Origin of the sequence: Flavimobilis marinus (genome assembly GCF_900113055.1) — a bacterium.
GTDB classification, from domain to species: Bacteria; Actinomycetota; Actinomycetes; order Actinomycetales; family Cellulomonadaceae; genus Flavimobilis; species Flavimobilis marinus.
This window is the reverse complement of the sequence record NZ_FONZ01000001.1, coordinates 201487-227504: the sequence shown is the minus strand read 5'-3', so window position 1 is coordinate 227504 and position 26018 is coordinate 201487. Positions and strand designations below refer to the sequence as shown.

Annotated in this window: 23 protein-coding genes; 12 read left to right on the top strand and 11 right to left on the bottom strand. The window is 72.9% G+C overall.

Annotated elements, in window-relative coordinates:
• Positions 1 to 43: 43 nt before the first annotated feature.
• Both BMZ30_RS01060 and BMZ30_RS01055 read left to right on the top strand, forming a co-directional pair.
• Positions 44 to 940: an HhH-GPD family protein gene (locus BMZ30_RS01060; RefSeq protein WP_093374265.1), complete on the top strand. Its 897-nt coding sequence runs from the start codon at positions 44 to 46 to the stop codon at positions 938 to 940.
• On the top strand, positions 937 to 1866 hold the full coding sequence (locus tag BMZ30_RS01055) for an aminoglycoside phosphotransferase family protein (RefSeq protein WP_219810162.1): 930 nt from the start codon (positions 937 to 939) through the stop codon (positions 1864 to 1866). Before BMZ30_RS01060 ends, BMZ30_RS01055 begins: the two co-directional genes overlap by 4 nt.
• A gap of 9 nt (positions 1867 to 1875) precedes the next feature.
• Here the strand turns inward: BMZ30_RS01055 and BMZ30_RS01050 are convergent, their stop codons facing one another.
• Together BMZ30_RS01050 and BMZ30_RS01045 are read right to left on the bottom strand one after the other, a co-directional pair.
• Complete coding sequence (locus BMZ30_RS01050; RefSeq protein ID WP_229828355.1) at positions 1876 to 2460, bottom strand: amino-acid N-acetyltransferase; 585 nt, start codon at positions 2458 to 2460, stop codon at positions 1876 to 1878.
• A 142-nt stretch (positions 2461 to 2602) separates the two neighbouring features.
• On the bottom strand, positions 2603 to 3550 hold the full coding sequence (locus BMZ30_RS01045; protein ID WP_093374263.1) for a sugar-binding transcriptional regulator: 948 nt from the start codon (positions 3548 to 3550) through the stop codon (positions 2603 to 2605).
• A 144-nt stretch (positions 3551 to 3694) separates the two neighbouring features.
• On the opposite strand from BMZ30_RS01045, the gene BMZ30_RS01040 reads away from it, so the two are divergent.
• The 3 genes from BMZ30_RS01040 to glpK all read left to right on the top strand — a co-directional run bounded on the left by BMZ30_RS01040 (position 3695) and on the right by glpK (position 7900).
• Positions 3695 to 5512: a glycerol-3-phosphate dehydrogenase/oxidase gene (locus BMZ30_RS01040; RefSeq protein WP_093374261.1), complete on the top strand. Its 1818-nt coding sequence runs from the start codon at positions 3695 to 3697 to the stop codon at positions 5510 to 5512.
• Between the two features lie 95 nt (positions 5513 to 5607).
• Positions 5608 to 6342, top strand: a complete 735-nt coding sequence (locus tag BMZ30_RS01035; RefSeq protein WP_093374260.1) for an MIP/aquaporin family protein — start codon at positions 5608 to 5610, stop codon at positions 6340 to 6342.
• Positions 6343 to 6382: 40 nt separating this feature from the next.
• On the top strand, positions 6383 to 7900 hold the full coding sequence (gene glpK / locus BMZ30_RS01030) for a glycerol kinase GlpK (protein WP_093374259.1): 1518 nt from the start codon (positions 6383 to 6385) through the stop codon (positions 7898 to 7900).
• An 86-nt stretch (positions 7901 to 7986) separates the two neighbouring features.
• Here glpK and BMZ30_RS01025 read toward each other — a convergent pair whose 3' ends face one another.
• From BMZ30_RS01025 to BMZ30_RS01015, 3 genes are all read right to left on the bottom strand, one after another.
• Positions 7987 to 8838 (bottom strand): endonuclease domain-containing protein, encoded by an 852-nt coding sequence (locus tag BMZ30_RS01025; protein WP_093374258.1) that lies wholly within the window; start codon positions 8836 to 8838, stop codon positions 7987 to 7989.
• Between the two features lie 192 nt (positions 8839 to 9030).
• Positions 9031 to 9468 (bottom strand): hypothetical protein, encoded by a 438-nt coding sequence (locus tag BMZ30_RS01020; RefSeq protein ID WP_143073094.1) that lies wholly within the window; start codon positions 9466 to 9468, stop codon positions 9031 to 9033.
• A 160-nt stretch (positions 9469 to 9628) separates the two neighbouring features.
• Positions 9629 to 11098 carry a helix-turn-helix domain-containing protein gene (locus tag BMZ30_RS01015; protein WP_093374256.1) on the bottom strand — a complete coding sequence of 490 codons (1470 nt, stop codon included), beginning with the start codon at positions 11096 to 11098 and terminating at the stop codon, positions 9629 to 9631.
• 75 nt (positions 11099 to 11173) lie between these two features.
• Here BMZ30_RS01015 and BMZ30_RS01010 point away from each other — a divergent pair, with 75 nt between their 5' ends.
• From BMZ30_RS01010 to BMZ30_RS00980, 7 genes are all read left to right on the top strand, one after another.
• Complete coding sequence (locus BMZ30_RS01010) at positions 11174 to 13018, top strand: phosphoenolpyruvate carboxykinase (GTP) (RefSeq protein WP_093375604.1); 1845 nt, start codon at positions 11174 to 11176, stop codon at positions 13016 to 13018.
• A 229-nt stretch (positions 13019 to 13247) separates the two neighbouring features.
• The gene (locus tag BMZ30_RS01005; RefSeq protein WP_177191239.1) at positions 13248 to 14495 is read left to right on the top strand and encodes a sigma-54-dependent transcriptional regulator family protein; all 1248 of its coding nucleotides are present in this window, start codon (positions 13248 to 13250) and stop codon (positions 14493 to 14495) included.
• Between the two features lie 120 nt (positions 14496 to 14615).
• Positions 14616 to 16139 (top strand): acetaldehyde dehydrogenase ExaC, encoded by a 1524-nt coding sequence (gene exaC, locus BMZ30_RS01000; protein ID WP_093374254.1) that lies wholly within the window; start codon positions 14616 to 14618, stop codon positions 16137 to 16139.
• 134 nt (positions 16140 to 16273) lie between these two features.
• Positions 16274 to 16669 carry a DUF779 domain-containing protein gene (locus tag BMZ30_RS00995; protein ID WP_093374253.1) on the top strand — a complete coding sequence of 132 codons (396 nt, stop codon included), beginning with the start codon at positions 16274 to 16276 and terminating at the stop codon, positions 16667 to 16669.
• A gap of 53 nt (positions 16670 to 16722) precedes the next feature.
• The gene (locus tag BMZ30_RS00990) at positions 16723 to 17661 is read left to right on the top strand and encodes a PfkB family carbohydrate kinase (RefSeq protein ID WP_093374252.1); all 939 of its coding nucleotides are present in this window, start codon (positions 16723 to 16725) and stop codon (positions 17659 to 17661) included.
• Positions 17662 to 17712: 51 nt separating this feature from the next.
• Complete coding sequence (gene surE, locus BMZ30_RS00985; RefSeq protein ID WP_093374251.1) at positions 17713 to 18546, top strand: 5'/3'-nucleotidase SurE; 834 nt, start codon at positions 17713 to 17715, stop codon at positions 18544 to 18546.
• A gap of 69 nt (positions 18547 to 18615) precedes the next feature.
• Complete coding sequence (locus tag BMZ30_RS00980) at positions 18616 to 20340, top strand: bifunctional 3'-5' exonuclease/DNA polymerase (RefSeq protein WP_093374250.1); 1725 nt, start codon at positions 18616 to 18618, stop codon at positions 20338 to 20340.
• Between the two features lie 7 nt (positions 20341 to 20347).
• On the opposite strand, the gene BMZ30_RS00975 is transcribed toward BMZ30_RS00980, so the two are convergent.
• From BMZ30_RS00975 to BMZ30_RS00950, 6 genes are all read right to left on the bottom strand, one after another.
• Positions 20348 to 20773 carry a DUF3592 domain-containing protein gene (locus BMZ30_RS00975; RefSeq protein ID WP_093374249.1) on the bottom strand — a complete coding sequence of 142 codons (426 nt, stop codon included), beginning with the start codon at positions 20771 to 20773 and terminating at the stop codon, positions 20348 to 20350.
• A 22-nt stretch (positions 20774 to 20795) separates the two neighbouring features.
• Complete coding sequence (locus BMZ30_RS00970; protein WP_093374248.1) at positions 20796 to 21560, bottom strand: SDR family NAD(P)-dependent oxidoreductase; 765 nt, start codon at positions 21558 to 21560, stop codon at positions 20796 to 20798.
• 141 nt (positions 21561 to 21701) lie between these two features.
• Complete coding sequence (locus tag BMZ30_RS00965) at positions 21702 to 22754, bottom strand: aldo/keto reductase (RefSeq protein ID WP_093374247.1); 1053 nt, start codon at positions 22752 to 22754, stop codon at positions 21702 to 21704.
• 13 nt (positions 22755 to 22767) lie between these two features.
• Positions 22768 to 24012: a galactokinase gene (galK, locus tag BMZ30_RS00960; RefSeq protein WP_093374246.1), complete on the bottom strand. Its 1245-nt coding sequence runs from the start codon at positions 24010 to 24012 to the stop codon at positions 22768 to 22770.
• A complete protein-coding gene (galT, locus tag BMZ30_RS00955; protein WP_093374245.1) occupies positions 24009 to 25217 on the bottom strand; it encodes a galactose-1-phosphate uridylyltransferase in 1209 nt (402 codons plus the stop codon). The genes galK and galT overlap by 4 nt, the downstream gene beginning before the upstream one ends.
• The gene (locus tag BMZ30_RS00950) at positions 25217 to 26014 is read right to left on the bottom strand and encodes a DeoR/GlpR family DNA-binding transcription regulator (protein WP_177191238.1); all 798 of its coding nucleotides are present in this window, start codon (positions 26012 to 26014) and stop codon (positions 25217 to 25219) included. The genes galT and BMZ30_RS00950 overlap by 1 nt, the downstream gene beginning before the upstream one ends.
• Between the last annotated feature and the right edge of the window lie 4 nt (positions 26015 to 26018).

Here is a 26018-nt window from a genome sequence, read left to right as displayed (position 1 = left end):
GCCGCGACGCCGAGGGTGAGCGTGCGGGGTGATAATCGGCGCGATGACCTCTGCAGCCCTCGTCGCGCGCACCACGGCGTGGTTCGACCTCCACGCCCGGGCCCTCCCGTGGCGCGAGCCGGCGTGCACCCCGTGGGGCGTGCTCGTCAGCGAGGTGATGCTGCAGCAGACGCCGGTCGTCCGGGTGGAGCCGCGCTGGCGGGACTGGCTGACGCGCTGGCCGACCCCGGCCGCGCTCGCCGAGGCTCCGACGGGCGAGGTCCTGCGCGCCTGGGGCGGGCTGGGGTACCCCCGTCGCGCCCTGAGGCTCCAGGAGTGCGCACGGGCCGTCGTCGCCGAGCACGACGGCGTGCTCCCGCGCGGCGAGGAGGCCCTGCGAGCCCTGCCCGGCATCGGCGCGTACACGGCGGCGGCCGTGACCGCGTTCGCCCACGGGCGCCGCTCCGTCGTGCTCGACACCAACGTCCGCCGGGTGCTGGGCCGCACGCTGCGCGCCGAGGCCCTTCCCTCGCCGCACCTGACGGTGGCGGAGACCCGGGCCGCCGATGCCGTCGCGCCCGCCGACGACGCCGAGGCGGCGCGCTGGGCCGCGGCGTCGATGGAGCTCGGGGCTCTCGTGTGCACCGCCCGCAGCCCGCGGTGCGACGCCTGCCCGGTCGCGGACCTGTGCGCCTGGCGTGCCGCCGGCTACCCCGCGGACGCGCACGCCGCCCGGCGCCGCGTCCAGGGATGGGCGGGCACGGACCGCCAGCTCCGTGGCGCGACGATGCGGCTGCTCCGCGAGGCGCACGCGCCCGTGGCCCGCACGGACATCGAGGCAAGGCTCACGGCGCTGATCGGGGACTTCGATCCCGTCCGGGTCGACGCCGTGCTCGCCGGGCTCGTCACAGACGGCCTCGCCGTGGCCGCCGGCCCGGACCACCTGGGACTGCCGGCATGACCGCGGCGCGGATCGAGGTCCCCGCCGCGATGAGCGACCTGGGCGACCGGGACGAGACCTGGGAGCCGTGGCTGCGCGGTCTCCCGGCCCAGGTCGACGCGTTGCTGCGCGAGTGGGACCTCACGCTGGACGGCCCGGCGGCGCACGGGCAGTGCGCACTCGTCCTCCCCGTCCGCACCGACGCCGGGGTGCCGGCCGCGCTCAAGGTCACCTGGCCGCACGCCGAGGCGCGGCACGAGCACCTCGCGCTGCAGCACTGGCACGGGAACGGCGCGGTCGCGCTGCTGCGCGCCGACCCCCGCCGGTTCGCGATGCTGCTCGAGCGCGCCCGCACCACGGCCCTGACGACGCTGGACGACGTCGCCGCGTGCGCCGTCGTCGGCGGTCTGTACGAGCGGCTGCACGTGCCGGCCCCACCGCAGCTCGACCGCCTCTCGGACGCCGCCCGGGACTGGGCCGACCGGCTCATCGCACTGCCGCGGGACGCGCCCGCGCCGCGCCGGCTCGTCGAGCAGGCGGCGTCGCTCGCGCGCGACCTCGCGCCGGGCGCCGACGGCACCCTCGTCCACACCGACCTGCACGACGCGAACGTCCTCGCGGCCGACCGTGCGCCCTGGCTCGCGATCGACCCGAAGCCCCTGTCGGGGGACCCCGCGTTCGAGGTCGCCCCGCTGCTGTGGAACCGCTGGCCCGAGGTCGTCGGCTCGGGGGACGTCCGCGGGCGGGTCCGTTACCGCCTGTGGACTGTCGTCGACGTGGCCGGGCTCGACCCCGACCGCGCGCGGGACTGGGTCGTCGTGCGCGAGATGGTGCAGGCGCTGTGGACCATCGAGGCATCGGAGCGCCGCCGCGAGCGCACGCTCGGACCCGCAGCGCAGGAGTGGGTCACGCGCGCCGTGACGATCGCGAAGGCCGTGCAGGACTGACGACGCCGCTCAGAGGTTGAGCAGCATCCGGGTGTTGCCCAGGGTGTTGGGCTTCACCCGGGCGAGGTCCAGGAACTCGGCGATGCCGTCGTCGTGCGAGCGCAGGAGCTGCGCGTAGACGTCCGGCTCGACCGGCGTCCCCTGGATGACCTCGAAGCCGTGCGACGCGAAGAAGTCGACCTCGAACGTCAGGCAGAACAGGCGGGTCAGCCCGAGCGCGCGGGCGCGCTCCAGCAGCGTCTCGAGGATCGCATGACCGACGCCGCGGCCCACCCACGACGGGTCGACGGCGAGCGTGCGGACCTCGGCGAGGTCGTCCCACATGACGTGCAGGGCACCGCAGCCGACGACGTCGCCGGGCTGGGCGTCGTCGGGCAGGTCCACGAGGGCGTCGTCCTCGGAGGACTCGACGACGGCGGCGACGAGGAACTCCTGGACCGCCTCGTAGTAGGCGACCTGCTCCTTCGCGACGAGGATTCGTTCGTTCGCGTAGGGCTCGACGAGGTCGCGGATACGTCGGACGTCGGCGGGTCGAGCGGGGCGCACGGAGACGCCGTCGGGCAGGTTTCGGGTCAGTACTGAAGCCGGGGGCACCCCAAAAATCTACGCGAACGCCCCGTCCGGCGCGCGGCGCCTTCCGCCCAGCGGACGAGTTCCTGCGGATCTCACCGGCGTGTCGCGGCGCGCGAACCGCCTCGGGGACGCACAATGCCGGGCCCTCAGGTCGGCGCTGCGGTCACTGCTCGAGCAGCCGCGCGGCCGTCAGCTCGTCGACGATCAGGTGGGTCATCGCGCCCGCCCGCAGCGCCGCACGCAGGGGCAGCACCTTGTTGTCGCCCGCCACGGCGCACACCCGGCGCGGGATCGCCCGGAGCTGGTCCGGGGACGGCCCCGTCGCCCGCTGGTTGATTTCGATGTCGCGGTAGGTGCCGTCCTCCCGCAGGAAGACCGTGCACACGTCGCCGACGACGCCCTCCCGGTCCAGGCGCGTGACGTCGTCGGGCTCGAGGTAGCCGGCCGAGTACACGTGGCTGGGGAGCTCGCCGCGCAGCGCTCCCACGGAGAACAGCGCGATGTCCGCCCGCTGCTGCAGCTCGACCACGCGCTGCACGGACCGCTCTCGCCACATGGCCTCCTTGGTGCCCGCGTAGTCGAAGAACGCCGGGACCGGGAAGTAGTGCACGTGCGCGCCGAACGCGTGCCCGATCCCGGCCATCAGGTCGCCCGCGTAGTCGACGCCGCTCGTGCGCGTGTTGGCGGCGCCGTTGAGCTGGACCACGGCGCTGCCGCGGGTCTCCTTGGTCGTCAGGTACGGCACGATCGTCGCCAGCGTGGTGCCCCAGGCGACGGCGAGCACCATCTCGGACCCGAACCACGTGCCCACCAGGCGGGCCGTGGTGCGCGCCACCTGGTGCAGGCGGTCCAGCTGCGAGTGGGAGTCGGGGACCGCGACGACGAACGCCTCGACGCCGTACGTGTCCCGGATCCGCTGGCCGAGACCGGGTGCACGAGTGTGCGCCGGGCGCAGCGAGATCTCGACCAGGCCGGTCTCGCGCGCCTCCTTGATCATGCGCGAGACCGTCGAGCGCGACGTCTCCAGGTGCCGGGCGATCGTCTCCATCTTCATGTCCTGCAGGTAGTACATGGACGCAGCGCGCAGCACGTCCTGGTCACGTGTGGGCATCGTGGCTCCCGGGGCTCGCGGTGACGGGCGGTCGCGCACCACCCGTCAGGACATTCCCGTGCACGTATGTGCACTGCGGTTGCGCGACTGTGCTGCACGTGTGACGTTACACAACGTCAGCACCGCCCAGGAAGGACGCCACCGATGTCTGCCCCTACCTCTCGCCTCACCCCCCAGGCTCGTACCGATGCGCTGGAGGCGATGCGAGCGTCCGCCACGGGCGACCCGCTCGACGTCCTCGTGATCGGCGGCGGCGTCACCGGAGCCGGGATCGCGCTCGACGCGGTCACCCGCGGGCTCACGACGGCCGTCGTCGAGGCCCAGGACTGGGCAGCCGGGACCTCGAGCCGCTCGAGCAAGCTCGTGCACGGCGGGCTGCGCTACCTGCAGATGCTGGACTTCCGCCTGGTGCACGAGGCCCTCACCGAGCGCGACCTCCTGATCACGAAGCTCGCCCCCCACCTCGTGCGTCCGGTGTCCTTCCTGTACCCCCTCGAGCACCGGGTGTGGGAGCGCGGGTACGTCGGCGCCGGCGTCGCGCTGTACGACACGCTCGCGACGATCGCGCCGGGCAAGCGCGCCCTCCCGCTGCACAGGCACGTGACGCGCAGCGGCATGGAGCGCCTGTTCCCCGACCTCCGCCACGACGCCGCGATCGGCGCGGTCCGCTACTGGGACGCGAGCGTCGACGACGCGCGCCTCGTCTCCACCCTGATCCGCACGGCGGCCTCGCACGGCGCCCACGCCGCGAGCCGCACGCAGGTCGTGGACCTCACCAAGGACGCGAGCGGCCGGGTCGACGGTGCCGTGCTCCGCGACCTCGAGTCCGGCGAGGAGCTGCGCGTGCGCGCCCGCCACGTCATCAACGCCACGGGCGTGTGGACCGAGGAGACCGAGGCGCTCGCCGACGACGAGGGCGGCCTGCGGGTGCTCGCCTCCAAGGGCGTGCACATCGTCGTCCCCCGCGAGCGCATCCGCGGCGAGGTCGGCCTGATCCTGCAGACCGAGAAGTCCGTGCTGTTCGTGATCCCCTGGTCCCGCTACTGGGTGATCGGCACCACCGACACCCCGTGGGAGCACCAGCTCCAGCACCCCGTCGCCACGGCGGCCGACATCGAGTACGTGCTCGACCACGCCAACGCGGTGCTGGCAGACCCGCTCACCAAGGACGACATCATCGGCACGTGGGCCGGCCTGCGCCCGCTGCTGCAGCCGGGCACCAAGGAGGGCACGAGCTCCGCGAAGGTCTCGCGCGAGCACACGACCGCCTCCCCGACGCCGGGTCTCACCGTGATCGCGGGCGGCAAGCTGACCACGTACCGAGTGATGGCCGAGGACGCCGTCGACTTCGCGCTCGGCGACGCCGCCAAGCGCCGCCCGTCGATCACCTCGAAGGTGCCGCTCGTCGGTGCCACCAACCTCGAGGTGCAGCGCAACTGGAGCCGCACCTACGCGACGCGGTACGGCTGGTCGCCCGCGATGGTCGACCACCTGCTGCACCGCTACGGGTCGCTCATCACCGACATCGTCGCGCTGTGCGAGGCAGACGAGTCCCTCGCACGCCCGCTCGAGCACGCCTCGGCGTACCTGCGGGCCGAGGTCGCCTACGCCGTCAGCCACGAGGGCGTGCTGCACCTCGAGGACGTCATGCTGCACCGCACGCGCCTCAACTACGAGGTCGCGGACCGCGGGCTCGCCGCGCTCGAAGAGATCTCGCGCCTGGTGGCCGACGGCCTCGGCTGGGACGAGGAGACCCGCACCCGCGAGGTCGCCGCGTACGAGGCCCGCGCCGCCGCCGAGGTCGCCGCGGAGTCCGCACCCGACGACGCCGCCGCCGAGGTCGCACGCCTCGCCGCCGACGACGTCGCACCACTCGTCCCGCTCGGCTCCTCGGCCGACGGCGGGCACAAGCCTGGATCGCCGAAGGACACGAAGGGGGCTGCGGGTCCCGTCGGGACCTGACGGCGCGATCAGGGGATCAACCAGCTGGACCCCGGGGCAAGGGTGCCCCGGGGAGGAGCGGACGACGTCGTCCGCACGCGAAATGAGGGGAACCAATGGACGTCACCATCGGGCAGGTATTCATCTCGGAGGTCGTCGGGACAGCGCTCCTGATCCTCCTCGGCGCCGGCGTGGTCGCCAACGTCATCCTGCCGAAGACCAAGGGATTCAACGGCGGCTGGATCGTCATCACCTTCGGGTGGGGCCTCGCCGTCTTCGCCGGTGTGTGGGCCGCCTGGAGGTCGGGCGCCCACCTCAACCCGGCCGTGACGGTCGGCATCATCGCCAACGGGCAGGATCAGTACGTCGAGGGCGTCGACGTGAATCTCGTCAACACGCTCGTCTACTTCGCCGGCGAGATGATCGGCGCCATGCTCGGCGCTCTCCTCGCGTACCTCGCCTACAAGAAGCACTTCGACCTCGACGCCGACCCCGGCACCAAGCTCGCCGTCTTCGCCACGGCGCCCGAGGTCCGGTCCCCGCTGTGGAACGTGCTCACCGAGGTGCTCGGCACGTTCGTGCTCGTCTTCGTCATCCTCAACTTCGCCAACACCCCGACCCAGCTCGGCCCGCTCGCGGTGGCTCTCGTCGTCGTCGGCATCGGCCTGAGCCTCGGTGGGCCCACCGGTTACGCCATCAACCCGGCGCGTGACCTCGGTCCGCGCATCGTGCACGCGCTGCTGCCCATCAAGGGCAAGGGCTCGAGCGACTGGAGTTACGCGTGGGTGCCCGTCGTCGGCCCCCTCGTCGGAGGCGCGCTCGCCGGCCTCCTGGCGCTCGCCCTCGCCTGACGCCCGCCCCCGTTGACCAGACCAACGACAAGGAACTGACATGAGCACCAAGTACGTCCTCGCGATCGACCAGGGCACCACGAGCTCGCGCGCCATCGTGTTCACGCACGAGGGCACCATCCACTCGGTGGGCCAGCTCGAGCACGACCAGATCTTCCCGCGCGCCGGGTGGGTCGAGCACAACCCGGAGCAGATCTGGAACAACGTCCGCGAGGCTGTCGGCCTCGCGCTCACCCGCGGCAACCTCACGCACGCCGACCTTGCCGCCGTCGGCATCACCAACCAGCGCGAGACGGCCGTCGTGTGGGACAAGACCACCGGCAAGCCCGTCTACAACGCGATCGTCTGGCAGGACACCCGCACCCAGAAGATCGTCGACGAGCTCGCGGGCGACGAGGGCCTCGAGAAGTACAAGTCCCGCGTCGGCCTGCCGCTCGCGACCTACTTCTCCGGCCCCAAGGTGACGTGGATCCTCGACAACGTCGAGGGCGCCCGTGAGGCCGCCGAGCGCGGCGACCTGCTGTTCGGCAACACCGACACCTGGGTGCTGTGGAACATGACGGGCGGCACCGACGGCGGCGTGCACATCACCGACGTCACCAACGCCTCCCGCACCATGCTGATGAACATCGACACGCTCACCTGGAACGAGGACATCGCCGCAGACATGCGCATCCCGATGTCGATGCTCCCGGAGATCCGCTCGTCGTCCGAGGTCTACGGGCACGGCCGCAAGCGCGGCATGGTCCCCGACGTGCCGATCGCTGGCATCCTCGGCGACCAGCAGGCGGCGACGTTCGGCCAGGCGTGCTTCGAGAAGGGTTCGGCCAAGAACACCTACGGCACGGGCAACTTCATGCTCCTGAACACCGGCACCGAGCCGGTCGCGAGCAAGAACGGCCTGCTGACGACGGTCTGCTACAAGATCGGCGACGCACCACAGGTGTACGCGCTCGAGGGCTCGATCGCCGTGACGGGCTCGCTCGTGCAGTGGCTCCGCGACAACCTCGGGCTGTTCGAGGAGGCCCCGGACATCGAGTACTACGCCAACAAGGTCGAGGACAACGGCGGCGCGTACTTCGTGCCCGCGTTCTCCGGGCTGTTCGCCCCGCACTGGCGTTCCGACGCCCGCGGCGCGCTCGTCGGGCTCACGCGGTTCGTCAACAAGAACCACATCGCGCGCGCGGCGCTCGAGGCCACGGCGTTCCAGACCCGCGAGGTCCTGGACGCGATGAACGCGGACTCGGGCGTGGACCTCACCGAGCTGCGCGTCGACGGCGGGATGGTCGCCAACGAGCTGCTCATGCAGTTCCAGGCGGACATCCTCGACGTCGACGTCATCCGCCCGGAGGTCGCCGAGACCACGGCGCTCGGCGCGGCCTACGCGGCCGGCATCGCCGTCGGCTTCTGGGACGGCGAGGCGGACGTCACCGCGAACTGGCGGGAGGGCAAGCGGTGGAGCCCGTCGATGGAGTCCGACGAGCGCGAGCGCCAGTACCGCCTGTGGAAGAAGGCCGTCACGAAGACCCTCGACTGGGTCGACGACGACGTGAGCTGACCCGCCCCCCCCACCCCCCCGGGGGGCCGGGGTCCAGGTTGGGAGCACTTTTGCACGCGATCTCCGTGCAGAAGTGCTCCCAACTTCTATCTGCGGGGGCGGCGCGCGGCGAGCACTCGGCGCAGATCGTCGAGGAGCGTGGGAGCACGCCGTGTCAGGTCGGTCCAGGTGTGCCGTAGGACCAGATAACCCGCGACGACGAGGCGGTTCTGCCGGGTCCGGTCCTCCTGGAACCTGTCGGCGTGGGCACGACGACCGTCAACCTCGATCACCACACGCTCTGCCTCGAAGAGGACGTCGACGACGCCGATGATCCCCCGCTCGTCGCGCACAGCCACATTGGCCCGCCAGCCCCGGATCCGCGCAGCCCGCAGCATCTGGTGCTCGCGCCGCTCCGCAACGCTCAGCGCCCCAGAGGCCGACTCTGCCAACAGCTGCCGGAGCTGACAGGCCCCGTGCTGACCACGTAGCTCGTGAATCCAGCGAGCAAGGTCGTCCCGACTCAGATGCCGGTGGGTGACCAGCCAGGCGAACAGGTCTCGCGCATCGTCGATCGGCATCCGCCGCAGCGCGTCCACGAACGCGAAGCCCGGCTGGGCCACGGACCAAAGACTTGTCGGTCGACGAGCGCCGTCGGGGAGCTGGAACCGGTGCGGCACCAAACCCCGCATCGTCCGAGCCCCGCCGTGCGGACGCCAGACATCGACGACCGACGGCAGCAGCACCGGCGCTCGATGGAACGCGGCCGCCGCCTGGCCGATCACGACCGCATCCGGCCACGTGAGCATGGCGCTCTCGACGAGCACGAGCGGGTCAGGCTCGTCGCCCGCCAGGCGGATCCCGCGCCCGACGGTCCGCCGCCAGGTCCCGTCCGCGAGCCGGCGAGCGACCTGGCCCCGCGAGGCGCCGGCGTCGAGTGCCTGTCGCACGGTGAACACGCGAACCTGGGACCGAGCAGGCGGAGGTAGCCACTGCGGATCCTCGGGCCCTCGCACCCCCCCCACCCTGCCGGAGGCCCCCTTCCACGACCATCCCCTGTGGATGTACGCACCAGACCGAACTTCGAAGCACTTCTGCACGGTGGTGGCGTGCAGAAGTGCTCCCAACTTGGGGCTGGGCGCGGCGGGCGGCTAGCGGGGGCGGGTCACCGTGGTCGTGCGGGACGAGACGTCCGCCCACAGGACGCCGTGGCAGCGGTCGCTGCGCCGGACGGAGAACGTCCCCACCGGGGTGCCCTCACCGTCGGCGACCGCGAAGTAGAAGAGCTCGCCGTGCTGCTCCGCGGTGAGCTCGAGCGCGTCCACCGAGACGCCGGACAGCGCCTGGGACAGCGCCTGGGACAGCCCGCTCACGGTCTCGTCCTCGAGGACGTACGTGACGTCGGCGTAGCCGCGCGCTCGGGGGGCGTCGTTGCCGACGGCGGCGCGCAGGAACCCGGCGAGGGTCTCCTCCGGCGTCGTCCGGCCCGCGCAGCCGGACTCCGACTGGCAGGCACCGAGCGCGAGCGAGCCCAGCACCGTGACGGCGACCATGGCCGTCCGCGCAGCCCGAGTCTGTGCGCGCAGCATCCCGCTTCCCCCTGCACCCCTGCCGATGCGCGCCAGGCGGCGCACGAGCCACATGCTAGTGGCCGACGACGTCGCCGGGCCAGGCCATATCGGGGCGCTCGGGACGGACCGGGCGAGGCGCCGCTCGGTCCGCCCGGCCCCGCGGCCCGGCGGCCCGGACTCATGCGCGCGGCGCGTGCTTCTCCAGGAACTCGTAGACCTCGGTGTCGTCCACACCGGGGAACCTGCCGGCCGGCAGGGCGGAGAGCACGTGCTGGTGCATCAGCGCGCTCGGCCACGAGGCGCCGACCCACCGCTCGGCGAGCGTGCTGGGCGGCCGGTGGCAGCATGCCTCGTCGGGGCAGGTCGACGTCAAGCGCCGGTCGGTCTCCCGCCCGCGGAACCACTTGACGTCGGCGAACGGCACCCCGACGCTGATCGAGAAGTCGCCCGACGCCGTCGTACCGGTCTGCGTCGAGCACCAGTAGGTCCCGGCCGGGTTGTCGGTGTACTGGTAGAACTCGGTGGCCCGGTCCCGACGCAGGAAGGCGGTGCGCGCCGCCCACCGCCGGCACACGGACTGGCCTTCGATCGCGCCGGTGATGTCCGCGGGGAAGGTCAGCCCGTCGTTCTCGTACCCGCGGTACAGCGCGCCGTCGTCGCCCACGCGCATGAAGTGCACCCGGATGCCGAGGTGCTCGGTGGCCAGGTTGGTGAACCGCTGGGCGGCGGCCTCGTGGGTCACGCCGAACGCGTCCCGGAAGTCCTCGACCGCGAGGTCCTTCTCCTTCTTGCGGGCCTCGAGCCAGCCGACGGCCGCGCTGCGCGGGATCAGGCACGCCGCGGCGAAGTAGTTGATCTCGAGGCGCTGGCGCAGGAAGTCAGCGTACGACGTCGGGCGGGTGTGCTCGAGGACGCGGTGCCCGATCGCCTGCAGCGCGAGGGACCGCAGGCCGTGCCCGCCGGGGATCGAGGCGGGCGGGAGATAGATCCGGCCGTGGGCGAGGTCGGTGACGGTCCGGGTCGAGTGCGGGAGGTCGTCGACGTGCAGGAGCGTGAAGCCGAGCTGCTCGGCCATCCGCGCGACCGTGTGGTGGGTCAGCGCGCCGACGGTGTAGCCGGCCTTGCGCGCCATCTCCTCGCCGAGCGCCTCGATCTCGGGCAGGTAGTTGTTGCGGGCCTGCATGGCTAGCCGGAGCTGGGTGTTGGCGCGCCGCGCCTCCTCGGGCGTGGCGATGGCCTCCCGGGCGCGCCGGGCGAGCTCACGGTGCAGCCCGACGAGGTTCTCGAGCACGGGCTGCGGCAGCTTCTGGCTGGCCTTGACCTGCGGGAGGCCGAGCTTGGTGAAGTGGGCGGAGCGCTGGGCTCGGTCGAGCTCGATCTCCAGGGCGGCGCGTCGCGATGGCGGCTCCTCGGACAGCAGGTCGTTGACGGCGACGTCGAGCGCGGTCGCGATCGCGCCGAGCAGCGAGATGCGCGGCTCGCGCTTGCCGTTCTCGATCAGCGACAGCTGGCTGGGGGCGGTGCCGGTCGCGGCGGACAGGTCGTCGAGGGTCAGGCCGCGCGCCGTGCGGAAGTGCCGGACCCGTCGTCCGAGGGTCATCAGGTCCACGGCTTCATCTCCTGGAAAGATCGTCCGTTCTTGACGCATCGTTGCGCTAGAAGACGGTCTACCACCGGGGCCAGAGTGAAGACAAGCCGAACCCCGAGAAGATCGGAACCGATGATGACGTCGCTGCTCGAGTCCCCCTCCCTGCCCGCCGCGCCCCTGCCTGGAGGGTCCGCCCGCGCGTGGGTCGACGCCGTCGCGGCGCTGACCCGCCCGGACGAGGTCGTGTGGTGCGACGGGTCGCCCGAGGAGCGCCGCGAGCTCGAGCGCCTCATGGTCGACCAGGGCACACTGATCCCCCTCAACCCGGACCTCCGCCACGGCAGCTTCCTGGCACGGTCGGATCCCGACGACGTCGCGCGCGTCGAGTCCCGCACGTTCATCTGCTCGCGCACCGAGGCCGACGCCGGCCCGACGAACAACTGGCGCGCGCCGGCCGAGATGCGCTCCGAGCTGCGCGGGGTGTTCGACGGCGCGATGCGGGGCCGCACCATGTACGTCATCCCGTTCTCCATGGGCCCCGTCGGCGGCCCGCTGTCCCAGGTCGGGATCGAGATCACCGACTCCCCGTACGTCGTCGTGAGCATGCACCTCATGACGCGGGTCAGCGACGAGGTCCTCGAGCTCATCGACGCGGGCGCCCCGTTCGTCCCGGCCGTGCACAGCGTGGGCGCTCCCCTGGCCGACGGGGCGGTGGACGTCCCGTGGCCGTGCAGCCCGACGAAGTACATCGTCCAGTTCCCCGAGACGCGCGAGATCTGGTCCTACGGCTCGGGGTACGGCGGCAACGCGCTGCTGGGCAAGAAGTGCTTCGCGCTCCGGATCGCCTCGGCGATCGCCCGGGACGAGGGCTGGCTGGCCGAGCACATGCTGATCATCCGCGCGACCTCGCCCGAGGGGCGCGCGTTCCACCTCGCGGCGGCTTTCCCGTCGGCGTGCGGCAAGACCAACCTCGCGATGCTGCGCCCGACGATCCCGGGCTGGACGGTCGAGACCGTCGGCGACGACATCGCGTGGCTGCGTCGCGGCCCGGACGGCACGCTGCGCGCCATCAACCCGGAGGCGGGGTTCTTCGGCGTCGCGCCCGGCACGGGGCACACGACCAACCCGACGGCGATCGCGACGCTCACGCACGACACGATCTTCACGAACGTTGCCCTCACGGACGACGGCGACGTGTGGTGGGAGGGCCTCACCGACACCCCGCCGGCGCACCTGACGGACTGGCTCGGGCAGGACTGGACGCCCGACGCCGGAACGCCCGCCGCGCACCCTAACTCTCGGTTCACGGTGGCCGCCGCGCAGTGCCCGTCGATCGCGGACGTCTGGGACGACCCGGCCGGCGTGCCGATCGACGCGATCATCTTCGGCGGCCGGCGCGCCACCAACGTGCCGCTCGTGGCGCAGGCGCTGTCGTGGGAGCACGGCGTCTTCATGGGCGCCACGATCTCCTCCGAGCAGACGGCCGCGGCGGAGGGCACCGTGGGCGCGCTGCGGCGCGACCCCTTCGCGATGCTGCCGTTCTGCGGCTACAACATGGCGGACCACTGGGCGCACTGGCTCGAGGTCGGCGCCGGGATCTCGGCCGACAAGCGCCCGCTGGTCTTCCAGGTCAACTGGTTCCGCAAGGGCTCCGACGGCGGCTTCCTGTGGCCGGGCTTCGGCGAGAACTCCCGGGTGATCGAGTGGATCGCCCGGCGCACGCTCGCACGGGCGGGCGACGACGACGAGGGGGTCGCCGGCGTCGAGACTCCCGTCGGGATCGTGCCCGCCCCCGGTGCGCTGCGCACGGACGACCTCGACCTGCCCGACGGCGCGCTCGACGAGCTCTTCGCGGTGGACGAGGAGTCCTGGCTCGCCGAGGCCGACCTCACGGAGCAGTTCTTCGACACGTTCGGCGCCCGGCTCCCCGGTGCGATGCGTGACGAGCTGCGCGCGCTCCGCTCCCGTCTCCAGGCCTGACGCTCCGCGCCCGTCCGCTCCGCACTCCGCAACAGAGCACACTCCTGTCCGGTTGAGCCGGTCAGGAGTGTGCTCTCAGAGCGGGCGGGGCTCGCGCAGAGAAGAGACGCGGGGTGGGCGGGGGCGGGCGGGCGGGCGGGCGGGGCAGCCGGGCGCGTGGGTGGGCACGGACCTCGGGCTCGGATAGCCTGGCCGGGTCTGCCGACCAACGATGATCGGGGGTTCCGCCGTGGTGCCTGTCCCGGCCGTGCCGAGCCCCGCCGAGCAGCGGAGCCTGCGCCCTCTCGTGGCGGAGTCGTGGCTGCGCTCGTCGGCCTACCGTCTCGACCCGGACGCCGTCCCCGACCGCGTCCTGTCCGAGGGCGACCTGGAGCTGCACCGCGCCGAGCACCCGCTGGCCGGTGTCCTCCCCGTGATCCACGATCTCCTCGTGCGGCACACGCTCGACGCCGGGCTCGTCGTCGCCATCGGGGACCAGACCGGCAGGCTGCTGTGGGTCGACGGCGACCGGAGCCTGCGTCGCAAGGCCGAGCGCATGGCCTTCGTCGCCGGCGCCGACTGGTCCGAGGCCGCCGCAGGCACGAGCGCTCCCGGGACGGCGCTCGTGCTGGGACGCAGCGTGCAGATCCATCGCGAGGAGCACTACGCCCGCGTCGTGCACCCGTGGAGCTGCAGCGCGGTCCCGGTCCGCGACCGGGCGAGCGGGAGCGTCGTCGGCGTCATCGACATCACCGGCGGGCCCGACGCCGTCGGCCCCGTCACCCTCCCCCTCCTCGAGGCGACCGTCGCCGCCGTCGAGGCCGAGCTCGCGCTGCGCGCCCTGGCGCGCCCCACGGTCTCCCGGCGCGACAGCGCTGTCCGCCGGCCGGCGGACAAACCCACCGCCGAGGTCTCCCTGGCTGTGCTCGGCCGCGAGCGCGGGCTCCTGCGCTGCGGAGAGCGCGCCGTCGAGCTCAGCACCCGGCACGCGGAGATCCTCGCGCTGCTGGCGCACCACCGCGGCGGGCTCTCCGCCGACGCGCTCGCCCACGCCGTGTACGGACGCGACGACGCCGTCATGACCCTGCGTGCCGAGATCGTCCGGCTGCGGCGCGTGCTCGACGCCGTCGCGCCCGGGCTGGCGCCGGCGTCGCGGCCCTACCGGCTGGCGGCGCCGATCGACCTCGACGCCCACCGGGTGCTGACGTTCTGCGAGCGCGGCGCGCACCGCGTCGCGCTCGGCAGCTACCCGGGCCCGGTGCTGCCCGGGTCGACCGCGCCGGGCATCCAGGCGCTCCGTGCCGAGGTGAGCGCGTGCCTGCGCGAGACCGTGCTCACGGACGCGGGCGTCGACACGGTCCTGACCTACGCCCGCACCGACGAGGGCCGGTACGACGTCGAGCTCTGGCGGCTGTGCCTGCGGCTCCTCCCGGCCCGTTCTCCCAAGCGCGCCGCCGTCGTCGCGCACCTCCAGAGCATCGAGTCCGAGCTCGCCTGAGGCAGGCAAGGGACCTTCGTCCCGCGATGCAACCGGACGCAACCTCGTGCGACCTACCGTCGATGGCACGCCCCTCGAGCACTCGAGGCGCTCACCTGACAACGACGTCAAAGGAGCGACATGACCGTCTACGCACCTCCGGGGACCCCGGACTCCCTGGTCACCTTCAAGCCGCGCTACGAGCACTGGATCGGCGGCGAGTGGGTCAAGCCCGTGCAGGGCCAGTACTTCGAGGACATCTCGCCGGTCACCGGCAGGCCGTTCGCCGAGGTCGCCCGCGGCACCGCCGAGGACATCGAGGCCGCGCTCGACGCCGCGCACAAGGCCGCCCCCGCCTGGGGCAAGACCAGCACCACCGAGCGCGCCGCCGTGCTCAACAAGGTGGCCGACGTGATCGACGCGAACCGCGAGATGCTCGCCGTCGCCGAGACCTGGGACAACGGCAAGGCCATCCGCGAGCCCCTCAACGCCGACCTGCCGCTGGCCGCCGACCACTTCCGGTACTTCGCCTCGGTCATCCGCTCCCAGGAGGGCGAGTTCACCGAGCTCGACGGGGACACGGTGGCCTACCACTACGCCGAGCCGCTGGGCGTCGTCGGGCAGATCATCCCCTGGAACTTCCCGCTGCTCATGGCGACCTGGAAGCTGGCGCCCGCGCTCGCGGCCGGCAACGCGATCGTGCTCAAGCCCGCGGAGCAGACGCCGGTGTCGATCCTCGTGCTGATGGAGCTGCTCGCGGGCGTGCTGCCGCCCGGCGTCGTGAACGTCGTCAACGGGTTCGGGCTGGAGGCGGGCAAGCCGCTCGCGTCGTCCAAGCGGATCCGCAAGATCGCCTTCACCGGCGAGACCACCACGGGCCGCCTGATCCTGCAGTACGCGAGCGCCAACCTCATCCCCTCCACGGTCGAGCTCGGCGGCAAGAGCCCCAACCTCTTCTTCGCGGACGTCGCGGACGCCAAGGACGCCTACTACGACAAGGCGCAGGAAGGCTTCGTGCTCTTCGCGTTCAACCAGGGCGAGGTGTGCACCTGCCCGAGCCGCTCGCTCATCCAGGAGTCCATCTACGACTCGTTCCTGAGCGACGCCCTCGACCGCACGGGCAAGATCATCCAGGGCAACCCGCTCGACACGAACACCCAGGTCGGCGCCCAGGCGTCCAACGACCAGCTCGAGAAGATCCTCAGCTACATCGACATCGGCAAGCAGGAGGGCGCGAGCATCGCGATCGGCGGGGAGCGCGTCGACCTCGGCGGCGACCTCACCGACGGGTTCTACGTCGCGCCCACCGTCTTCGAGGGGCAGAACTCGATGCGGGTGTTCCAGGAGGAGATCTTCGGCCCCGTCGTGGCCGTCACGCGCTTCACGGACTACGCCGACGGCATCGCGCTCGCCAACGAGACCCTGTACGGGCTCGGCGCAGGCGTGTGGTCCCGCAACGGCAACATCGCCTACCGCGCGGGCCGCGACATCCAGGCCGGGCGCGTGTGGGTGAACAACTACCACGCGTACCCCGCGGGTGCGGCGTTCGGCGGCTACAAGTCGTCCGGCATCGGGCGCGAGAACTCCAAGCACGCCCTGTCCCACTACCAGCAGACCAAGAACCTCCTGGTCAGCTACTCGGAGAGCGCCCTCGGGTTCTTCTAGGCCCGGACCCGGCCCGATCCCCTCCCTCACCCCCTCAACCCCGCCTCCGGGATTGTGCAGAATCTGCTGCGATCAGCAACAGATTCTGCGCAATCCCGGGTGGGAGAGGGACGACGACGACGGAAGGCACGCTCATGATCGACGGAGACGTCGTGGTGGACGGCGAGACGGACTCACGCGTCGCGATGACGGACGAGGCAGTCGCGCTCCTGCGCACCCTGTGGGAAAAGCACGGCCCGCTGATGTTCCACCAGTCCGGGGGCTGCTGCGACGGCTCGTCACCCATGTGCTATCCGGCGGGCGACTTCCTGACCTCGGACGCGGACGTCCTGCTGGCGCGCTTCGACATCGCGCCCGCGGACGCGGGTGAGCCGCAGCAGATCGACTTCTGGATGTCGGCCGAGCAGTTCGTGTACTGGCGCCACACCCACCTGACCGTGGACGTCGTCGACGGCCGCGGCGCCGGGTTCAGCGTCGAGGCACCCGAGGGCAAGCGGTTCCTGATCCGCTCCCGCCTGATGCCGGACTGACCCTCCGGCTCTCGGGGCGCGCGCTGGGCCGACCCCACCTACGCTCGGGACGTATGGGAAAGACGACGACGCCGGTGCAGGTCTTCGTGTTCGCGCCCGAGCCGCTGCTGACCGTCACGATCGAGGGCGGCGGGCCGGACAAGGACGTCCCGGAGGTGCACGTGCACCCGGGCGGCCAGGGCATCTGGCTCGCGCGCATGGCGGAGTCGCTCGGCGCCGAGGTCACCGTGTGCGGACCGTTCGGCGGCGAGACCGGCTCGGTCACCGCCCACCTCGCCCGCGAGGAAGGGCTGGACGTCCGGCCCACCCCGGGCCCGGCCAACGGCGCCTACGTCCACGACCGTCGCGACGGCGAGCGCACCGAGATCGCCCGCATGCCCGGCCCGGTGCTCGATCGGCACGCCCTCGACGACCTCTACGGCACCGCGCTCGTGACCGCGCTCGACGCCGGCGTCTGCATCCTCACCGGGACCGAGGAGCCCAAGGGCGTTCCCGCCGACTTCTTCGAGCGACTCGCGTCCGACCTGCGCGCCGCGGGCCACACCGTCGTCGCCGATCTCTCGGGCGACCAGGCGCGAGCACTGCTCGAGGTCGAGGGCTGCGTCCTGAAGATGAGCGACGACGAGCTCGTCGAGGGCGGGTTCGCCGACGACGACGAGCAGGACTCGCTGCTCGCGGCCGCGCGGGCGCTCGTGGACGGTGGCCTCGGTGGCGTCGTCGTCTCCCGGGCCAGCGGAGCGTCCCTCGCCGTCGACGCCGACGGCGCGTCCGCCATCACGACCCCCGAGGTGAGCACCGCCGACCATCGCGGGGCGGGCGACTCGATGACCGCGGGCATCGCCGTCGGCCTGGCCCGGGGCCTGACCCTCGCCGAGGCCGCGCGCCTCGGCGCCGCGGCCGGCGCGCTCAACGTCACGCGCCGCGGCCTCGGGACGGGACGGGGCGACCAGATCGAGAGATTCACCGCCGAGGTCGAGGTCACCCCGCTCTAGACCACGCCCGCGACGGCGACGACCGCCGACAGCCGACCGACAGGAGACATCGTGCGCGCACTGATCACGAACGACGACGGCATCGACTCCCCCGGGCTCACCGTGCTCGCCGAGGCTGCACTCGCCCAGGGCTACGAGGTGGTGGTCGCCGCGCCGGCGCGGGAGTCCTCCGGTGCGAGCGCGTCGCTCATGGGCGCCGAGGCCGACGGCCGCCTCGTCATCAACCGCGAGCGCCCGCCGGGCCTGCCGGACGCCGCCGAGTCGTACGGCGTGCGCGCCACCCCGGGTCTGATCACCCTGCTCGCGGCCTTCAACGGGTTCGGGCCCAAGCCGGACCTCGTGCTGTCCGGCATCAACCGCGGCGCCAACACCGGGCACGCGATCCTGCACTCGGGCACCGCGGGCGCCGCGTTCACGGCCAGCACGCACCAGATCCCGGCGCTCGCCGTGTCGACCAACGCGACCGACCCGCAGCACTGGGACACCAGCAGGCACCTCGTCGACCACGTCCTGACGTGGATGTTGGCGAATCCCGACCCTGGGCGCGTGGTCAACCTGAACGTGCCCGACCGCCCGCTCGACCGGGTGCGCGGCCTGCGCAAGGCCCCGCTCGCGAGCTTCGGCATGGTGCAGGCACACATCGATCCTCTCGACGACGAGCACCTGTCGCTCTCGTTCGCCGGCACGGACGCCGCGCAGGAACCGGACAGCGACGCCGGGATGCTCGTGCGCGGGTGGGCCACGATCACGCTCCTGCACGCCCCCGCGTTCCTCGCCGACGCGGAGCTGCCCGAGCTCGACCTCGCCGGAGCGGACCTCGAGGACGACGACGGCCCGACGACGGTCGACGCCGGCGTCGCGCACGGGACCGCCCCCGGCCCGTGACGCGGTGCGACCGGGAGGCCGGGAGGCCGGGAGGCCGGGAGCGTCACCGCCGCCTGACACACTGACGCCATGTACGTCGTCGTCATCCCGGGAGCCGAGGCCGCTCTCGTCCTGGTCGACGTCGACGCGTCCGGCACCGAGACCAGGCGCGTCACCCTGCCGCCCGACGCCCTGGCGCGCTGCGTCCGCGAGCGCGAGGCGGACCGGCCCCGTTGGGTGTGGGCCGACACCGCAGCCACCTATCCCCCGCTGCTCGCCGCTGGGGTGCGGGTCGAGCGGTGCGTCGACCTGCGGCTGTGCCACGCGATCCTGCGCGCCAGCGCGCTCACGGCGGCCAGCGCGCTCGCCCAGTCACCACCGTCCGCGTGGGACGCCCCACGCTCACGTCCCCCGGTGGCAGCCACGCAGGACGGGCTCTTCGACCTCGTGCCCGCGGCGGACGCGGGCCTGGACCCGCTCGTGGAGCTGCGCGCCCAGCTCGACGCCGTCCGGCACGCGGGTGCGGAGGCAAACCGGCTGAACCTCCTGCTCGCCGCCGAGTCCGCGGGCGCTCTCGTCGCGGCCGAGCTCACGGCCGCCGGCGTCCCGTGGCGCGCCGACGTGCACGACGCCCTGCTCGCCGACCTCCTGGGCCCACGGCCCGCGCCGGGCTACCGCCCCCGGCTGCTCGAGGAGCGGGCGCGCGAGGTCCGCGCGCTCCTGGACGCCCCCGACCTCAACCCGGACTCCGGTCCCGAGCTCCTCAAGGCGCTGCGGCACGCCGGGCTCGGCGTCTCCAGCACCCGGTCCTGGGAGCTCAAGGACGTCGACCACCCGGTCATCGCCCCGCTGCTCGCGTACAAGAAGATGTCCCGCCTGCTGTCAGCGAACGGCTGGCACTGGCTGGACACGTGGGTCGCCGGCGGGCGGTTCCGCCCCACCTACGTCCCGGGCGGCGTGGTCACCGGGCGCTGGGCGTCCGACGGTGGCGGCGCGCTCCAGCTCCCCCACCAGGTCCGGGACGCCGTGCGCGCCGACGACGGCTGGAAGCTCGTGGTGGCCGACGCCGCCCAGCTGGAGCCGCGCATCCTCGCGGCGATGTCGGGCGACGCGGCCATGGCGACGGCCGGGCGCGCCACGGACATGTACGAGGGCATCGTCGCCGCGGGCGCGGTCGAGACCCGCACCCACGCCAAGTACGGCATGCTCGGCGCCATGTACGGCGGCACCCAGGGCGTCTCCGGTCAGGTGCTGCCGCAGCTGACGCGGGCGTTCCCCCGGGCCATCGGGCTCGTCGAGCAGGCCGCACGCACGGGCGAGCGCGGCGACGTCGTCTCCACCTGGCTGGGCCGCACCTCCCCGCGCCCCGGGGCGACCGAGGAGGACGGTCCGCGCGGCGAGTGGTCCGAGAACACGGGCACCCCCGCGGATCTCGCCCGTGCGCGCAGCTGGGGCCGGTTCACGCGGAACTTCATCGTGCAGGGCACGGCGGCCGAGTGGGCGCTGAGCTGGATGGCGATCCTGCGCCAGCGGCTCTACGTAATGACCCGCGAAGCAGGCGCTGCGGCCGCACCCGCAGCGGCTGCCGGCACGGCGGCCGGCCCCGACCTCCGCACCGGACCGCACCTGGCGTTCTTCCTGCACGACGAGGTCATGGTGCACACGCCGGCGCACCTGGCGGACGAGGTCGCCGAGCTCCTGCGCGCGAGCGCCGCCGACGCGGGCCGGCTGCTGTTCGGCCCGCCCGGAGAGGCCGGCGTCGAGTTCCCGGTCACGGTCGCGATCGTCGACTCCTACGCGGACGCCAAGGACTGACGCCGCCTCACCCCGGCGGCAGCGCCAGCGCGACCGCAACGAGCGCCCCGCCGAGCACCGCGAAGACGGCACCGATCGCCATCAGCACCCCGCCGACGAAGGCCGCCTGGTGCTGGGTGGAGCCGCCCGGGACGAGGATCGCGTCGTAGGGGTTGCGTGGGTCGACGTACACGGGCAGCTCGGTTCCCGTCGCGTTGAGGCTGAGCCGCGTCACCCGCAGGCGTGCCGTGACCTCGTGGGGCCGACCGTCCGGGAGCGGGTAGCGCACGACGACGGCCGGCGGGCGCGCGAAGCCGCGGTGCCCGACGACGATCCCCGGCACGACCACGCGCGCCACCCGGTCACGGCTGCCTCGGGCCACGAGCGTGGTCACCAGCCCGGCGACCACGAGCAGGAGCCCGACGACGAGCTGGGCGAGTCCGGCGATCTGCATGCGCCCATGATGCCCTGCGGCGTCAGTGTGTGATCCACCCACCGTCGATCACGAGCTCCTCGCCCGTGACGAACCGGGACTCGTCGCACGCCAGGTACAGGTATCCGTAGGCGATGTCGATGGCCTCGCCCGCGTGCGGGGGGAGCGGGGTCTTGTCGACGCCGACCATCTTGCCCAGCTCCTCGACGCTCGCGAGGTCGCCGGACATCCCGGTGAGCACCGCTCCGGGGTGCACGGAGTTCACGCGGATGCGGTCCTTCGCGTGCCACTGCGCGGCGTGCTTGGTGATCGAGCGCACCGCGCCCTTGGACGCGCTGTACGCGGCGCCGTTGCCGTCCCCGTCGCCGCCGACGATCCCGGCGATCGACGAGCAGTTGACGATCGAGCCTCCGCCGCCGGCGGCCATGGTCGGGATCACGGCCTTCATGCCGAGGAACACGCCCTTGGCGTTGATGTCGAGCACGCGGTCCCAGGTTTCCTCGTCGGTCTCGAGGATGCCCTTGGCGACGTGCACGCCCGCGTTGTTGACGAGGATGTCGACCGTGCCGAACTCCTCGATGGTTGCGCCCACGACGTCGGCCCACGACTCCGCGGAGGCGACGTCGTGGTGCATTGCGAGGATCTCGTGACCCGACGTGCGGATCGACTCGACCTCGCCCTCGAGCGCGTCGCTCACGTCCGTCGCGACGACCTTGGCGCCCTCGCGGGCGAAGAGCTGGGCTGCGGCGAGTCCCATCCCGCTCGCCGCGCCGGTGATGATCGCTACCTTGCCGTCCAGACGTGCCATGGCACTGCCCTCCTCGTTGAGTGCACACTCCGGGTGACTCGACGACGCAGGTGTCACGTCGTCGCGACACCTCTCACGCTAGGCGCGCGCCGAGGCACGGCGAAACGGACGAAAGGCCCAGGCCGGATGGCTCGGGAGGCCTCAGAATCGCCCGTGCACCACGAGCGGCTCGATCGCCGCGAGCTCGTCGGCAGTCAGCGGCGGCGCCTCGAGCGCCGCGACGTTGTCCTCGAGCTGGGCCACGCTGCTCGCCCCGATCAGGGCCGAGGTCACGCGCGCGTCGCGCAGCACCCAGGCGAGCGCCAGCTGGGCGAGGCTCTGCCCGCGCCCAGCGGCGATCTCGTTCAACGCCCGCGCGGCCGCGAGGTACTCGTCCGTCACGCGGTCGGGCCGCAAGAAGTGCCCGACGGCGGCGCGCGAGCCCGCGGGGATGTCGCCCCCGAGGTAGCGGCCCGTGAGCAGCCCCTGGCTCAGCGGCGAGAACACGATCATCCCGATGCCGAGGTCCTCGACCGTGTCCAGCAGCGACTGCCCCGTGGCGTCGGTCGGGTCCGCCTGCCCGGCGTCGGGCAGCTCGACGTGCCGGTTGAACATCGAGTAGCTGGGCTGGTGAATGAGCAGGGGCGTGCCGAGGTCCGCGAGCGCCTGGGCGGCCGCCCGGGTCTGAGCCGGGGAGTAGTTCGAGATGCCTGCGTACAGGGCCCGGCCGCTCGTGACGGCGGTGTGCAGGGCGCCCATCGTCTCCTCGATCGGCACCGAGGGGTCGGGGCGGTGGGAGTAGAAGATGTCGACGTATTCCAAGCCCATGCGCGCCAGGGACTGGTCGAGCGAGGACAGCAGGTACTTGCGCGAGCCGCCGTCGCCGTACGGACCGGGCCACATGTCGTACCCGGCCTTCGACGAGATGACCATCTCGTCCCGGTACGGGCGGAAGTCCGCGGCCAGATGGCGGCCGAAGTTCTCCTCCGCGGACCCGTACGGCGGGCCGTAGTTGTTGGCCAGGTCAAAGTGCGTGATGCCCAGGTCGAACGCCCGGCGCAGGACGTCGCGCTGCGTCTCGAGGGGGGTGGTGTGCCCGAAGTTGTGCCACAGCCCGAGCGACAGGGCAGGCAGGTCGAGCCCGCTGCGCCCGGCCCGGCGGAACCGGGCGTGCTCGTAGCGGTCAGGGGCGGCGAGGTACGTCGTCGGCGACATGCTCAGAGCCTACTCAGGCGTCGCGCCCCGCAGGCGCCGACGCCGTCGCGAGCAGGAAGCCCGGAGCCGTCAGGTCGGCGTCGGCGAAGGCCCGGGCGACGTCGTCGGCGATGCGCTCGGCGTCGGGCGTGCGCACGAGGGCCAGGGCCGAACCGCCGAAGCCCCCGCCGACCATCCGGCCCCCGAGCGCCCCAGCCGCGACGGCCGCGTCGACGGCGACGTCGAGCTCACGGCAGCTGACCTCGAAGTCGTCACGCAGCGATGCGTGCGCGGCGCTCAGCACGGCGCCCACCTCGGGCACCCGGCCGTCGGCGAGCAGCGACGTCGTCTGGCGCACCCGTGCGTTCTCCGTCACGACGTGCCGCACCCGGCGGGCCACGACCTCGCGCCGCTCCGGGTCGCCGAGCGTCGGCGCGGTGGCCACGCGAGCGAGGGCGTCGTCGAGGTCGTCGGGGCCGAGCAGGCCCAGGTAGTCGATGCCGAGCGCGACCGCGGCCTCCTCGCACATCGCGCGCCGCGCCGCGTACTGCCCGTCGACGAGCGAGTGCGGGGCGCGGGTGTCGATCACGAGCAACGCGTGGTCGCCCAGGTCCATGGGGACCTGGCGCACCGAGTGGTCCGCGGAGTCCAGGAGGATCGCGTGGTCCTCCTGGCAGCGCAACGACGCCGCCTGGTCCATGCCTCCGGTCGCCGCGCCCGCGATCTCGTTCTCCGCGCGCACGCACGCCGCCGCGAGCGCCTTGCGCCCCTCGTCGGTGCCGCCCAGGCCGAGGCCGAGGACGTCGTCGAGCGCGACCGCCGTCGCGGACTCGAGCGCCGCCGAGCTCGACAGGCCCGCGCCGTACGGCACGCACGAGTCGACCACGGCCTCGAAGCCCGTCACCTCGTGACCGTCCTGCGCGAGCGCCCACGCGACGCCCGCGACGTACGTGCCCCACCCGGTGGGGGCGCCCTCGACCGGTCCGTCCGCGACAGAGCGCAGGTCCGCGAGGCGCGCCTCCCAGACCGTCCCGGGCTCCTGCGCGGAGACCAGGCGGACGACGTCGTCGTCCCTGCGCCGCAGCGCGAGGTACGTGCGGTGCGGGAGCGCGAACGGCACGCTCAGGCCGCCGCTGTAGTCCGTGTGCTCGCCGATCAGGTTGGCGCGGCCGGGAGCCGACCACACGCCGTCGGGCTCCCCGCCCACGTGCGCCGCGAAGAGCTCGCGCACGCGCCGGGCGCCCTCCGCACGCGTCCAGGCGGGGGTCCAGTCGGTCACGGCTCGCTCCTCGGTGTCGTGATCCCGGCGCGCTCCGCTGTCGCGACCTCGCGCAGGCGGTCGGCGATCTTCTCCGGGACGGTGTCGCTGATCCAGGCACCCATGCCGGACTCCGAGCCCGCGAGGTACTTCAGCTTGCCGGGCGCGCGCTGGATCGAGAACAGCTGCAGGTGCAGGCGCAGGTCGTCGCGTCCCTCGCCGACGGGCGCCTGGTGCCAGCCCGCGATGTACGGCAGGCGCAGCGGGGTGCCGTCGGGGTGGGCGAAGAACCGATCGCAGCGCGCGAGCAGCTCGAGGTACATCGGCGCGAGGTCGGCGCGCTCCGCCTCGGTGAGTGCGGCGAGGTCCGGGATCGGGCGGCTCGTGTCCTTGGGCGCGAGGTGGATCTCGACCGGCCACTTCGCGGCGGCCGGGACGTACGCGACCCAGTGCTCGGACTCCGCGATCACGCGCCGGCCGGACCGCAGCTCGGCGGCCATGACGTCCGCGATCAGGTTGCCGCCCGTGCGCTCCCGGTGCGCGCGCGCCTGGCCGAGCATCGTCGTCGTGCGCGGCGTGAGGTAGGGGTAGGCGTAGATCTGGCCGTGCGGGTGGTGCAGCGTCACGCCGATCGCCTCGCCGCGGTTCTCGAACGCGAACACCTGCGCGATGCCGTCGAGCCGGCTGAGCTCGGCGGTGCGGTCCGCCCATGCCTCGATGATCGTGCGCATGCGCGTCTCGCTGACGTCCGCGAGCGACTTCGTGGCGTCCGGGGAGAAGCAGATGACCTCGCAGCGGCCGACGGCGGGGCGCACCTCCCAGATCTCCTCGCCGTCGAGGGCGGTGGCGTCGTCGGGCTCGCCCGGGACACGCAGCAGTGAGGGGAACCGGTTCTCGAACACGACGACGTCGTAGTCGGTGTCCGGGATCTCGCCGTCGCTGTACTCCGCGCCCGGCTTGGCCGGGGCGAGCGGGTTGGCGTCGGCCGGCGGCAGGTGCGTGCGGTCCATGCGGTGGGTCGCCATGGGGACCCACTCGCCGGTGAGCGGATCGCGGCGCATCTGCGGACCGCGCGCGAGCGGCGAGTCCGGCCCGAACCTCGGCGTGAGGGGGCGCGGGTCGTCGAGCCGTCGGGTGGCGGCACCCGAGACGTACGGCTCGGAGTCGTCGAAGTAGAACAGGTCACGGCCATCGGCCATGTGGGTGTGCGTGCGGCGCACGGCCATCACGTTGCTCCGTCCTGGAGGGGGTGGGTGGGGACGAGGTGGAGCGAGGTCCCGGCGTCCGCGAGCGCGGTCCGGGCCTCGGGTTCGAGGGCGTCGTCGGTGACGAGGACGTCGACCTCGGCCAGGGGCAGGATCCGGCTGAGGCCGACCGTGCCCCACTTGCTGGAGTCCGCGACGACGACGACGCGGCTCGCGGCACGGGCCAGGGCGCGGTTGGTCTCGGCCTCGAGCAGGTTGGGCGTGGTGAGGCCGTCGGCGTCGAGGCCGTGCGCGCCGAGGAAGAGGACGTCGACGCGCAGGTTCTCGAGCGCGGTGACGGCGAGGGGGCCGACGAGCGCGTCCGACGGCGTGCGGCTCCCGCCGGTCAGCACGACCTCGATGCCGTGCCCGGCGCGGAACAGCGTGTCGGCGGCGGGCAGGGAGTTCGTCACGACCGTCAGGGGGCGCAGGTCGGCGCGGGCGGCGATGGCCTCGGCGAGCAGCTGCGTCGTCGTGCCGGCAGAGAGCGCGACCGAGCTGCCCGGCTGAACCGACGCGAGCGCCTCCCGGGCGATCGCGCGCTTCTCGTCGAGGGCGAGCGCGCGCTTGGACTCGAAGGCGGGCTCGTGGGCGGTCGCTGCCGCGTCGACAGCTCCGCCGTGCACCTTGCGCAGGACGCCCTTGGCGGCGAGCTCGGAGATGTCGCGGCGAACCGTCATGTCGGAGACACCGAGCTCCGCGACGAGGTCGGAGACGCGCACGGCGCCCTGCGCGCGGACCCGGGCGCGGATGCGGTCGTGCCGCTGCTTCGCAAGCATGCAC